At 65.4% G+C, this 12152-nt stretch carries 10 protein-coding genes; 5 read left to right on the top strand and 5 right to left on the bottom strand.

Annotation, left to right across the window (positions count from 1 at the left end):
• The first annotated feature begins 36 nt into the window (after positions 1 to 36).
• Positions 37 to 612, top strand: coding sequence for a hypothetical protein (locus ACJ70B_RS17755; protein WP_408958317.1), 576 nt, complete (start codon positions 37 to 39; stop codon positions 610 to 612).
• A 9-nt stretch (positions 613 to 621) separates the two neighbouring features.
• Here ACJ70B_RS17755 and ACJ70B_RS17750 read toward each other — a convergent pair whose 3' ends face one another.
• The gene (locus ACJ70B_RS17750) at positions 622 to 1302 is read right to left on the bottom strand and encodes a LysE family translocator (protein WP_408958316.1); all 681 of its coding nucleotides are present in this window, start codon (positions 1300 to 1302) and stop codon (positions 622 to 624) included.
• A gap of 138 nt (positions 1303 to 1440) precedes the next feature.
• Between ACJ70B_RS17750 and ACJ70B_RS17745 the strand changes: the two genes are divergently transcribed.
• Positions 1441 to 4566, top strand: a complete 3126-nt coding sequence (locus ACJ70B_RS17745; protein WP_408958315.1) for an Eco57I restriction-modification methylase domain-containing protein — start codon at positions 1441 to 1443, stop codon at positions 4564 to 4566.
• A 204-nt stretch (positions 4567 to 4770) separates the two neighbouring features.
• Positions 4771 to 5439: a DUF6517 family protein gene (locus ACJ70B_RS17740; protein WP_408958314.1), complete on the top strand. Its 669-nt coding sequence runs from the start codon at positions 4771 to 4773 to the stop codon at positions 5437 to 5439.
• 136 nt (positions 5440 to 5575) lie between these two features.
• Here the strand turns inward: ACJ70B_RS17740 and ACJ70B_RS17735 are convergent, their stop codons facing one another.
• Positions 5576 to 6442, bottom strand: a complete 867-nt coding sequence (locus tag ACJ70B_RS17735) for a 2-oxoacid:ferredoxin oxidoreductase subunit beta (RefSeq protein ID WP_408958313.1) — start codon at positions 6440 to 6442, stop codon at positions 5576 to 5578.
• Complete coding sequence (locus ACJ70B_RS17730; RefSeq protein WP_408958312.1) at positions 6442 to 8196, bottom strand: 2-oxoacid:acceptor oxidoreductase subunit alpha; 1755 nt, start codon at positions 8194 to 8196, stop codon at positions 6442 to 6444. The genes ACJ70B_RS17735 and ACJ70B_RS17730 overlap by 1 nt, the downstream gene beginning before the upstream one ends.
• A gap of 274 nt (positions 8197 to 8470) precedes the next feature.
• On the opposite strand from ACJ70B_RS17730, the gene ACJ70B_RS17725 reads away from it, so the two are divergent.
• Together ACJ70B_RS17725 and ACJ70B_RS17720 are read left to right on the top strand one after the other, a co-directional pair.
• Positions 8471 to 9109, top strand: a complete 639-nt coding sequence (locus tag ACJ70B_RS17725; protein WP_408958311.1) for an FAD-binding oxidoreductase — start codon at positions 8471 to 8473, stop codon at positions 9107 to 9109.
• 746 nt (positions 9110 to 9855) lie between these two features.
• Complete coding sequence (locus tag ACJ70B_RS17720; RefSeq protein WP_408958310.1) at positions 9856 to 10734, top strand: hypothetical protein; 879 nt, start codon at positions 9856 to 9858, stop codon at positions 10732 to 10734.
• Between the two features lie 16 nt (positions 10735 to 10750).
• Here the strand turns inward: ACJ70B_RS17720 and mce are convergent, their stop codons facing one another.
• Complete coding sequence (gene mce / locus ACJ70B_RS17715; RefSeq protein WP_408958309.1) at positions 10751 to 11137, bottom strand: methylmalonyl-CoA epimerase; 387 nt, start codon at positions 11135 to 11137, stop codon at positions 10751 to 10753.
• A 92-nt stretch (positions 11138 to 11229) separates the two neighbouring features.
• On the bottom strand, positions 11230 to 12060 hold the full coding sequence (locus ACJ70B_RS17710) for an aldo/keto reductase (protein WP_408958308.1): 831 nt from the start codon (positions 12058 to 12060) through the stop codon (positions 11230 to 11232).
• Positions 12061 to 12152 lie beyond the last annotated feature (92 nt).

The raw sequence follows: 12152 nt of genomic DNA, 5'->3' as shown, positions 1-12152 counted from the left end.
ATGCGTTCATAGCAGTGTGGGATCGAGACGGATGTGATGGAACGTGCTCGCCGGACGAGAATCGTCGCTATCGCGCTGTGTTGTCTCCTTCTCTTCGCTCATATCCCGGTCGCGACGGCGACGCCGCAGTCGATCTCGAGTGTACAGAACGAAAGCGATACCAGCGGTGCAAGCGACGCGCCCGAACAGCGGGTCTCGACGTGTTTCGCGGGGTCGGGAACGGAGTTCACCATCGGTGCCGAAAACGGCACCAACATCTGGATTCGGCTGCACGCAGCGATGCTGACGGAGTCCGGCGGTGCGATCGGTGCCGAACTCGTCGGTTCGACCAACGGGAACTCGGTCATCGAAGTCGTCGCCGGCATTCAGTTCGTCGGCGACGGTCTCCTCGATCTCTTCTCGGAACCGATGGCGTCGTTCGAACTCGTCAAAGGATTCGATTTCCAGTTGCCGATGCTCGAAAACATCGGCACGGGTCTGACTCAGGCCGAGAACAGCCTGTCAGCCGGCGGGACGAGCAATCAGTCGGCCGACGACAGTGGGGAACGCGACGGCGATGAGAGTCGGCACGCGCGGTCGAACGACAGCCCGTTCGAACTCCTCCGGTGTTGAGGTCGATCCTCAGACGATTCGGAGCGTCCCCATCGCCAGAAAGAGCAGGCCGAACCCCGCGAGGACGGCGGCGCTCAGCCCAGCGACTACCGGCGCGAAGGCGTCGACGCGGCGGCCGGCCGCGGCCAGCGCCGCGGGATAGACCGTGACCCAGCACGCGATCCCGGCGAAGAACCCGAGCAGCAGCGTCGGCGATCCGGTCTGGACGACGAGCGTTCCCGAAAGCGCCTCGCCGACGGCCGGCGCATGTGCGAGGACGTCGAGCGTGCCCGGCTCGAGGAGCCCGACGCCGACCGTGAGCCAGAACCCGATCTGGTAGGGGTTGGTCAGTGAGAGGACGAACGTCTTCCGAAACCCCGACACGGCGTTCTGGCCGCCATCGGTGAACGACGTGGCGGTCCTGAATTCCTCGAGCGCACCGACCGCGAAGTAGAGCATGAGACAGCCGCCGGCCAGATAGAGCGTCGGCCGAACGACGGGCACGCGGTCGATCACGGCCACGATGCCCGCCAGCGTGAGGACGAAGAAAATCGCGTCCGCGAGCATGGCCCCAAGCCCGGCCCGAAAGCCGGCGGCCCAGCCGCGAACGACGCTCTCCTCGGCGATGATCGCGTTCATCGGTCCCGGCGGGGCCGCGAGGGCGAGTCCGAAGACGCTGCCGGCGAGCGCTGTGACGATGAGCGAGGACACGGCTTTCGCTCTCAAATGGGGGCGTGGCTGCGAAAAGGATAGCGACTTCGCCGTAACCGAGAGACAGCGCTCGGTCGAACGGACGAGACCCGTCTGACCAGTGGTTTCTTACGGCGGCAATCCGACTGGACTGATACTATGGACCCCGGCGGGGACCTCGAGGAAAACGCGCTGGCGGCGTGGCAGGTGCTCGGCCGCGGCCTCGTCGCGGCGACCGACCGGGAGATCGAGTCGGGTGATCGCGAGGAACTCGCCGCGCTCGAAGCACAGGCAACCGTCGTCCTCCTCCGGTTGCTGGTCGTCTCCGTCGCCGAATCTCGCGGCCACATATCACAGGCCGATGGCGATGCGGTCGCGACCGACGAGGTGGACGACGAAGGGGACGCGGCCGAGACCGTCACTTCCCTCGAGCAACTCCAAACGGAGATCCAAGCGGAACTCGACGCGGCCGACGGGGGGTTCGCGGACGCCTACGATACGCGGTCGACGGGGATGTGGCGGCGGCTCGAGACACTGTTTCGCCTGTTCGACGAGGGGGCGGAATCGCTCGGCATACCGCCGTACGGCGGCGATCTGTTCGATTCCGCGAATCGCGACGTCTGGGCGGCCGAGCCGATCGACAATCGGCAACTCGCCGAGGCGATCCATCGGCTCTCGACGACCGCGGCCGACGACGATCGGATCGAATCGATCGAGTTCGGAGCCCTCGAGACGCGCCGGCTCGGAAGCGTCTACGAGACGCTGCTCGAGCACCGGTTTCGGATCGCGCCCGAGGCGTACGCGGCGGTCGCCGACGACGGTGAGACGGTCTGGAAGCCGGCGACGGCGGTGGCCGCTGGGGAGCCCCTCGACACGGTTGCCGCGGGTGAGCCCTACGCCGCCACCGACGACGGCGAGCGAAAGGCGACGGGGTCTTACTACACGCCCGAGAGCGTGGTGGATTACGTCGTCGAGGAGACGGTCGGGCCGCTGATCGACGACATCGAGGCCGATCTCGAGTCACGGGGGCTCGAACCGGGAACCGATGCGTACCAGACCGCGCTCCACCGGACGGTGACGACGCTGCGGATCTTGGACCCGGCGATGGGGTGCGGTCGCTTCCTCGAGCGGACGCTCGAGTTTCTCGTCGCGCGGGTGACGGACGCGGCGGGCGAGGCCGGGTCCGAGGCGATGCTTGACGAACGGCGGATTCGCCGCGATATCGCCACGTCGTGTCTCTACGGCGTCGACCGGGACGAACTGGCCGTCGAACTCGCGACGAGTTCGCTGTGGCTCGAGACGCTGGCGGCCGACCGGCCGCCGACCGGCCTCGACCGACATCTGAAGGCGGGCAACGCGCTGGTCGGCTCTGACGCGACGGCGGCCCGCTCAGGAGAGAGTGCGGCGGGAAGCGCCGAGACGCCGTCTACGCGCAGGCGAATCGAACTGGCGAACGTCGACACGGCGCGTCGGTTCGGCCTCGAGCTTCCGGACGACGCCCTCGAACGACTGGAGCGCGCACTCGATGACGACGACGCGTGGGCCGAAGTTCGAGCCACCGACTGGTTTCAGGCTGCGCAGTCGACGAGCGACGAGCGGGGAGCCTTCCACTGGGAGCTCGAGTTTCCCGAGGCGTTCCTCGACGAGCGGGGGCGACGGCGACCGGACGCCGGGTTCGACGCAGTGCTCGGCAATCCGCCGTGGGTGGCGACCGCGGGGCGAGCCGAGATCAGCGCGACCATGGACCGATCGCTGCGGGCGTATCTCGAGGACCGGTACACCGCGACTCGCCAGCAGTTCGACCTCTACGTCGCCTTCTGCGAGCGGTTTGTCCGTCTTGCCGCGGACGCCCGCATCGGGATCGTCGTCCCCGACGCGATACTCGCCCGGGAGCAAAACGCCCACATCCGTCGCTATCTGCTCGAGCAGACGACCCTCACGACCGTGCTCCACATCGGCGCGGCGTTCGAGGGCGTCGAAAACGGCGCGGCGATCGTCGTAACCGGGGCCGACGAGGGGCCGACGAGATGCGGGACGCTCGAGGACAGGGTGGGCATCGAACCGATCGACTACGCGGAGATTCCCCAGTCGGTCTTTCGAGAACAGGACGCGTGTCGCTTCCTGTTGCATCTGGATCGACCCACGCGCTCGATCCTCGCGAAGCTGGCGGGCCACCCCCGGCTCGGCGAGCGCGTCGATATCTCGCGGGGCGAGGAGATCGGGAAGCACGCCGAGTTCCTCGCCGAGACGAACGAGCGCGACGGGTTAGACGAGATCGTCTCCGGATCGGCGGTCGTGCCGTACGGGTTCGACGACGCGGAGACGAAGTACGTTCCGGCCGACGAGGTCGAGAAAGATCGCGAACGCTATCGGAGCCCGAAGCTCGTCTTTCGGCAGACGGCATCGACACCGATCGGCGCGCTGGATACGGACGGTCGGATCACGATCAAGTCGGCGTACAACGTTCGCTCGAACGGATCAGAGGCCGAGCTCTGTCGGCTGCTGGGCGTCCTCAATTCGTCGCTGCTCGCGTTCTATCACGAGGTGAACCACGCCGCCTACCGGTCCGTCTTCCCCCAGATCAACCAGGCGACGCTCGAGTCGTATCCGATCGCCGTCCCGGACGCCCACGAGTTCGACGACCTCGTCGGCGAACGGATCGAGCTGACCCGCAAGCGCCGCGACCTGACGCTCGATCTCCGAACACAGCTAGGACACTACCGTGACGGCGACGCCCTCGGAGAGATCGGACCGTGCCGTCCGGTGGCCCCGTCCAACTCACCGCTTCGAAAGGTCGGTGACGAACTGCACGGCCTCCGCCTCGGACGCGCGTCCGTCGACCGCTGTGCACCTGGAACGGTCCGTATCAACGCGACCGCTCGGTACAAGCCCGCGGCCGACAGTGACCGCGACACCGATCGGTGGGGATACACGGAGACCGACGCTCTGCCGGCGCTCCGGCTCTCGGCGCTGGACGAACCCGAGGCCGACCTGATCGAGGCGTTCGTCCCCGTCGCCGTCGACGAAGCGGGCGGCTTCGCGAACCTCCGCGAGACCGCGACGAAGACGATCTCGCCCCTCGACCGACTTCGCGCCCTCGTGGTCCCCGTCGTCGACGACGTCCGCGAGGGGCTCGAGCGCTATCTCGAAGCGCAGACTCGCGCCGAGGACCTCGAGGCCCGGCTTGCGGCGATCGACCGGCGGATCGACGAACTCGTCTACGACCGATACGGACTGACCGAGACGGAGATCGAGACCGTCGAAGCGGCCGTCGACGAGGGATAGCGATCGGCGATCGCCGCGTGAATCGCCGTTGCTCATCTCCGGCTCCGTCGTCGAGTCGGCGACGCGACGGCCGCGTCCGCGCCCGCGACCGACGCGAACGAGACGGAACGGCGACTCGTTACGGCTCCGATGGATCAAACTGCACTGACGACCCAACGAACGGAGCCGCAACTAATATGACGATCCTGACGAACCTCTCCAGTAATGACTCACTCTCGACGATCGGTTCTCGCCGCGGGCGCGACCGGCACGCTCGCGCTGACGGCCGGCTGTCTCGACTTCGTCCTCGGGAACGGGCCGCTCCAATTCAACTCCGACCGCGCCGCCCCGACCGACGGGGCACTCGAGGAGACCGGCTACCAGAAACAGAAGGTCCGCGAAAAGGACCTCGATCGGACGATCAATCTCCCCGGCGGCATCGAACGCGACGTCAGCGCCTCGATCTGGGCGTCGGCCTACACCAAAGAGGTCGAATACGCGGGTCAGAAGCGCGACGGGGCGGCCTTTGCGGCCGTCTCAATCCCCGGCATGAAGGTCGCCGGCCGATCGGTCAACCCGATCGACGATCTGTCGAACAAGAAGTTGCTCGAGCGGTTCATGAGTCAGATCGAGACCGATCAGGGTGCGATTAGAGATATCAAACACGAGAGCACGTTCAAACTCGGGATTCTCGGCGATGGGCGGACGGTCGATACCTTCGTCGGGAAGTCCGAGGTCGAGGGCCAGACGATCGACATCGAAATCAAGCTCACGTCGTTTGACCACGAGGGTGACCTGCTCGTCCTGCTCGGCCTCTACCCGAAGATGCTCACCGAGGAGTCGGCGAACGTCGAAGTGCTGATGGAGTCCGTCGAGCATCCGGTCGAGGGCTGACGGTCGCGAGTGCGGACGGAAGACACGTCGGTTTCGGAGCGGCCGTCACGAACCACCAACCGATCGGGCTCGACGACCGGGTTGCGCGTTGCTCACCGGAATACGTCGCGAAAAAGGAACGAGAACGGCCGAGTCGTCAGTAGAACTCGCGGACGAGGTCCATCGCGTCCTCGGGCGCGCCCTCGGGAATCTCGGACATGTCCTCTGTAACGCCGTGTTGTTCGTGGTACGGTACGGAGTCCTCGTCTTGGTACATGACGCCCTGGTACTCCTTTTCGCTATCGAGGATGACTTCCTTGGCGGCCTCGTAGTCGTTGGGGTCGTGATCCTCGTCTTCCTGCAGGTCGACGAGGTTGTCGCGGAAGTAGTCGTAGGTGTCGACGTCGTTGAACGTGACACAGGGGCTGAAGACGTTGACGAAGCCAAAGCCGTCGTGTTCGACGGCTTTCTGGACGATTTCCTGATGACGCAGGGCGTCCGATGCGAATGACTGGGCGATGAAGGAAGCACCCGAAGCCAGTGCGAGCGCGAGCGGGTTGACCGGCGGCTGTTTGGGCCCTTCGGGGGTCGTCGAGGTCTCGAAGTCGGAGCGCGAGGTTGGCGAGGCCTGTCCCTTCGTCAGCCCGTAAATGCGGTTGTCCATGACGACGTAGGACATGTCGACGTTCCGGCGGACGGCGTGGACGAAGTGGCCGGCACCGATCGAGTAGCCGTCACCGTCGCCGCCGGCGACCATCACTTCAATGTCGGGCCGGGCCATCTTGACGCCGGTGCCGACCGGGAGCGCACGGCCGTGGACCCCGTGGAGGGCGTAGCTGTGCATATAGGTCCCGATCTTGCCGGAACAGCCGATCCCGGCGACCACGAACGTGTTATCGGGGTCGTTACCGGTCTCGGCGAGGGCTTTCATCATGCCGTTCATTGTCCCGAAGTCACCGCAGCCGGGACACCACGTTGGTTGCTTGTCGGATTTGAAGTCGGTGAATCGTACGTCGGAGCTCATTATGCTGGTACCTCCTCGGAGAGTCGCTCGGTGATCTGTTCTGCGAGTTCGTCGGCCTTGAATCGAACGCCCGTGTACTTGTTAATGCGCTTGACGCGGCTGAGCACGTCGTGTTCGATCACATCGGCGAACTGCCCGGTCGCGTTACACTCGACGACGACCGTCTCGTCGGCGGCCTCGATCTCTTCGGTCAGGTCCGGCCGCGGGAAGATGTAGGGAACCGAGATGACGCGGACATCGATGCCGTCGTCCTCGAGGTACTCGAGGGCTTCGACGAGTGCACCCTCGTTGGACCCCCACGAGATGATGAGGTTGTCGGCGTCTTCGTCGCCGAACTCGCGGTAGTCCCAGTCTTCCTCGTTCCGTGCGGTTTCGACCTTTCGGTTTCGCTTGTCGACCTGGTGGACACGCTCGTCTTCGTCTTCCGTCCGGCGGCCGAGTTCGTCGTGCTCGAGGCCGGTGGACATATGAGCGCCGTCGGTCGTACCGGGGATGGCACGCGGACTGACGCCGTCCTCGGTGACGGCGTGGGCGCGGAACCGGCCCTGAGCGTCGAGCCACTCATCGACCTCGTCCTCGTCGACGAGTTTGCCGCGGTCGATCTCGACCTCGTCCATGTCGAAGGCCTCCGGCGGGAACGTCTGTTCGGTGACCGACATCGCTAAGTCGGAGACGAGGAAGACCGGCGTCTGGTACTTTTCGGCGAGGTTGAACGCCTCGACGGTTTTCCAGAAACACTCAGTGATCGACGTGGGGGCGACGACGAACCGCGGCACTTCGCCGTGGCCGCCGTACAGCGCCATGTTAAGGTCGCCCTGTTCCTGTTTCGTCGGCATCCCCGTCGAGGGGCCGGACCGCTGAACGTCGGTGATGACGAGCGGCGTCTCGCTGGTTGCAACGAGTCCGAACGTCTCGGTCATGAGGTCGATCCCGGCACCCGAGGTTGCGGTCATCGATCGGGCACCGGAACGTGCGGCACCGAGTGCCATATTAACGGCCGACAGCTCGTCTTCGGCCTGAACGACGTGGCCGCCGTAGTCTTCGATACGCCCGGTCAGGTACTCCATGATGGACGTCGCGGGCGTGATCGGATAGCCGGCGTAGAACCGACAGCCGGCCGCGAGTGCCCCCATCCCGATCGCCTCGTTGCCATTAAGCAGCACGTAGTCGTTGTCGGTCGTTTCGACGCTGTAGCCGAGGTGATCTAGGTCGTAGTTGTCTTGAACGTATTCCTGGCCCAGCCGCGCGGCTTCCTTGTTGTTCTCGACGATCTTCGAACCCTTGCCGCCAAAGCGCTTCTCGAGAGACTCGTCCAGGTATTCGACGTCGAAGCCGGTGATCTCACACGCGGCACCGAGCGCGACGATGTTGCGCATGATCGCGCCGCCGGCGTCTTCGGCCAGCGACTTCAGGGGGACGTCGACTGCGGTTATCTCGTCGGGAATCTCGGCCTCCCACGAGCGCTCGCCGTCGTAGATGATGGCACTGCCGTCGTGGAGTTCGTCGAGATTCTCGTCGATGGTCCGCTGGGTGAGCGCGACCAGGATGTCGAGTCGATCGACGACGCTTTGGACGCGGTCGACCGACGTGCGGATCTTGTAGGCGGTGTAGCCACCGCGGATCCGTGACGCGAAGTCTTTCGACGTGAATACGTGCCGTCCGGCTCGGGAAAGTGCCTGAGCGAAGATTTTACCCGTGGAGTCGATACCGTCGCCGGCCTCGCCTCCGATCGCCCAGTTAAGGTCCTCAGCCATGTTATGCTGAGCCTTGCCCCCCATAAATGAAAAGGCTTCTGAAACCCCAACCGAGCGACCGCAACAGGAGGCAATGCGTTCGGTATCAAAGGACAGCTCAGGCTAATCGTTAGTAATTGTGGGATCTCGCTATGCGAGGTGAAGAAACCGCAAACGTTGCGCTATCATCTACATTTATTAAACCTCTATCGCGACGCCGTGTCGGAGCCGAAAGTCGCTGACCGATCACGGCGGAACGGAACGCCTTTTCAGTCGGCGTGCGAACCCGTCCGACATGGATGGGACGCCAGTCACGGTCGCATCGGTCACCGACGTCGGTCCCGACACCGTCGCGCTCGAGCTCGAGACGCCTGCGGCGTTCGACGCCCTGCCGGGACAGTTCGTCCTGCTCCGAGCCAGCCCCGACGGCGAGGAGCTCGCTCGCCATTACACGCTCTCCTCGCCGGCGGTCGGCGAGACGTTCGAACTCACGGTCGGGATCGACCCCGACGGTGACCTTTCGCCGTGGCTCGCCGACCTCGAGGGCGGCGAAACCGTCAACGTCGAAGGGCCCTTCGGCCGGGTCACCTACGACGGCGAGGGCGACGTGGTCGCGGCCGCCGGCGGACCGGGTGTCGGTGCGGCGGTCGCGATCGCCGAAGCGGCCCACGAGGCGGGCCACGACGCGACGGTGATCTATCAGGCCGCCGAGCCCGCCCACGTCGATCGGCTCGAGGCGCTCGAGGACGCCGGTGGGACGGTCGTCATCCTCGAGGAGGACGCCGACGACGAACTGGTCGACGCGGTCGCAACCCACCGCGAGGCGGGCCAACTGTACGCCTTCGGCTTCGACGACTTCGTCACGGCCGTCGCCGAGGCGATCGAGGCCGACGGCGGCGACCCGGACGACGCGCTGATCGAGAACTTCGGCTGATAGCGAGGGAACCAGCGGGTAACCACGGGTCCGTTCTCGAGTTCCTGACTGGAACTCGAACCCACGTATTCGATGAACGGATGTGCCAAGGGACCGGATCAAACGGCATTTCACTCACAAATGTGAGCACTGAACGAATGAAAGAGTCGCTTCGATCTTCCGTAGAAATCTGCCTCCGACCTCACCATCTGAAGCGAACGATGACGATCACGGTGCTCGTTGGAACGTGGCTCACCCTCTACAATCAGGGTGATGTACTGCTGGCCGGGAGACTACCCACCGCGCTCGTGAGCAAGATATTCCTCAACTATCTCACTCCCTTCCTCGTTTCGAATTGGGGGTTGATTTCGCGGGGCTCGGACGCTGATCACTGACGATTCTCCGTCTCTCTGTACCGTGGTTTTGGGACGGGTGACGACGATCGCTCGGCTCGGATTAACGGGACCGCTCGAGTCGCGTGAAGGCGAGACTGACACCGAACTGCGCGAGACAAACCGTGGTGTTCTCGGCGACCGCCCGCTCGTTCGCTGTTTACCGACGGATCTGCGAGCGTACCACTGATCGACGGTTCGACCCGTTGGCGTCGGGTTCGCGCCGTGAGAGCGATTCAGCCGCTCGGCGTTCGCGCCGACCGACCTCGTTCTGACCGCGACGGACGCGTGCGTCTCGCTCCGCGACAATCACGCGAGGTGACCGGTCAGCGCGGCTGATAAAGGTGTTTATGGCACATCGTCGTGGCTTCCGGTATGCGACGGCGCACCCTACTCGGCGGCACGACCGGCGCGCTCTGTGGCCTGACCGGCTGCGTCGGGTCGGCGTTCGATGACTCGACTCCCGACGGTGCTGCGACCGAGCGTACTGGCGAGTCGCGGCGGACGATCGTCGTCGGCGATCTCGAGTCGGTCCCGTTTCCGGCCGCACATCCACCCCACGAGCTCGTTCTCCGAAACGAGAGCGACGCGAACCGAACGGTCACGGTCGCGGTCACGACCGGCGAAGACACCCTGCTCGAGCGTGACGTCACCGTCTCCGCGGGCCGGTCGCTCGAGGTCGTCCTCGCCGAGCCGCGATCGTACGCGGTCACCGTAACGACCGCCGGCTCCGGTGGCGAGTCGAGCGCGACTGTCGGGGTCGATCGCGAGCCGTTCGACTGTACGCGCTCGTCGACGACCGCAACGCTACGCGGGTCCGGAATCGGGATGAGATCGGTCTCGGAATCGATCGCGTGCCCCGACCTCCGGATCGTGGCGCGATCGATCGAGGCCGTAGCGCAGGGGTGTGCGGACGAGCGCGACGATGACAGCGCGACCGTCGAATTCGCGAACGAGGCGGTGGCCGTGGCAGGGCAGATCACGACGCCGACGCCGTGTTACGAGCCGTCGATCGCCGACGCGACCTACGACGAGGCCGACGACGCCCTCGTGCTCACCGTCGATAGCGGCGAACAGTCGGCCGCCGGCTGTGTCGATTGCCTCGGCGTCGTCGATTACGAGGCCCGGATCGAACTCGAGGGACGCTATCCCGGCCGCGTTGTCGTTCACCACGCATCGCGTAGCGAGGCTCAGCGGGTCGCGACGGTCGCGTATCCGTCCGACCAGTCGGAAACGGAGCGAGCGAGCGGTTGAGCCGTCGACCGCAGACTCAGTGTTCGACCAGTTCGACCAGAATCCCGCCGGTGTCTTTCGGATGCAGGAACGCGACCGAGTGGCCCCACGCGCCCGGCCGCGGTTCCGCGTCGATCAGCGTCACGTCGTGGTCGCGGGCCGTCTCGAGTGCGGCCTCAATGTCGTCGGTCGCGAGCGCGAGATGGTGGATGCCCGCGTCGGTGTCCTCGAGGTAGCGGGCGATCGTCCCGTCGGTCTCGAGGGGCTCGAGCAGTTCGAAGTAGCCGTCGCCGCAGTCGAGGAAGGCGACGCGCATGCCGTCGAACACTTCCTCGTGGGCGACCTCGAGGCCGAAGAGATCGCCGTACAGCTCCGCGAAGTCCTGTGCGTCGTCGACCGCGATGCCGGCGTGATCGAAGTGCATCAGATGATACTCCTCGGACCGGCGGCCTTATTGTTGTGATTTTTCGTCGAGGATTTGCGTTCGCGGCTGACGAGACCGGTCCGGCGTGCCCGTTACAGACCCAGATGGCCGGCCAGCCGGTCCGAGAGCCCGCCGTCGAGTTCGAACACCGCGCGCATCTCTTCGTCGGTGAGCTGGAAGCCGAACACGTCCGCGTTCGCCTCGATGTGTTCTCGGCTCGAGGCCTTCGGGATCGCTGCGACGTAGGGGTGCTGGAGGAGCCAGCGCAGCACCACCTGCGCTGCCGATTTCCCGTAGTCTTCCCCGATCGCTTCGAGCCGGTCGTCGCCGACGACGCTCCCCTCTGCGAGCGGGCTGTACGCCGTCAGGAGCACCTCGTTTTCGATGCAGTGGGCGACGAGGTCGTCCGGCTGGTGGTAGGGGTGGTACTTCACCTGATTTGTGACGATCGGCGTCTCGGAGTAGGTCATCGCCGCCTCGAGGCCGTCGCTTCCGAAGTTGCTGACGCCGATGTGTTCGGCCAGTCCGTCGTGCTGGCAGTCGTTCAACGCGGTAATCGTCGCCTCGAGCGGTGCCTCGTCGCTCGGGGCGTGTAACAGGAGGAGGTCGACGGTCTGGAGTTGGAGTCGGTCGAGGCTTCGCTGCGTCGATTCGCGCACGGCCGCGGGAGCGGCGTTGCTCGGATGGACCTTCGTCACAACGAAGACCTCCTCGCGGTCGATCTCGCTCTCGGCGATTGCCCGGCCGACCGCGGCCTCGTTGTCGTACATCTGTGCGGTGTCGACATGGCGATAGCCGACCGACAGCGCGGTCTCGACGGCCCGCTGGCAGTCATCGCCGGTTATGCGGGCGGTGCCGAGACCGAGCGCCGGTACGTCCGCCCCCTGCGCGATGACCGTTCCGGTCGTCGAATCGGTGCTCATGACCGTGCGTTCGAGACGGGCCGTCATCAAGACCGGCCCGGCGAGTGACGAGCGGTCCATCACACGACGATGAGTGACGGAGAACCGATATC

Origin of the sequence: Natrinema sp. 74 (genome assembly GCF_046097095.1) — an archaeon.
Taxonomy (GTDB): Archaea; Halobacteriota; Halobacteria; order Halobacteriales; family Natrialbaceae; genus Natrinema.
This window is presented reverse-complemented; position numbering and strand designations above follow the sequence as displayed.

Excerpts from the sequence above, each read along its gene's own strand:
- ACJ70B_RS17735 (WP_408958313.1), bottom strand. The coding sequence starts at position 6,442 with ATGAGCTCCGACGTACGATTCACCGACTTCAAATCCGACAAGCAACCA.
- ACJ70B_RS17740 (WP_408958314.1), top strand. The coding sequence starts at position 4,771 with ATGACTCACTCTCGACGATCGGTTCTCGCCGCGGGCGCGACCGGCACG.
- ACJ70B_RS17720 (WP_408958310.1), top strand. The coding sequence starts at position 9,856 with ATGCGACGGCGCACCCTACTCGGCGGCACGACCGGCGCGCTCTGTGGC.
- ACJ70B_RS17730 (WP_408958312.1), bottom strand. The coding sequence starts at position 8,196 with ATGGCTGAGGACCTTAACTGGGCGATCGGAGGCGAGGCCGGCGACGGT.
- ACJ70B_RS17710 (WP_408958308.1), bottom strand. The coding sequence starts at position 12,060 with ATGAGCACCGATTCGACGACCGGAACGGTCATCGCGCAGGGGGCGGAC.
- mce (WP_408958309.1), bottom strand. The coding sequence starts at position 11,137 with ATGCACTTCGATCACGCCGGCATCGCGGTCGACGACGCACAGGACTTC.
- ACJ70B_RS17745 (WP_408958315.1), top strand. The coding sequence starts at position 1,441 with ATGGACCCCGGCGGGGACCTCGAGGAAAACGCGCTGGCGGCGTGGCAG.
- ACJ70B_RS17725 (WP_408958311.1), top strand. The coding sequence starts at position 8,471 with ATGGATGGGACGCCAGTCACGGTCGCATCGGTCACCGACGTCGGTCCC.
- ACJ70B_RS17755 (WP_408958317.1), top strand. The coding sequence starts at position 37 with ATGGAACGTGCTCGCCGGACGAGAATCGTCGCTATCGCGCTGTGTTGT.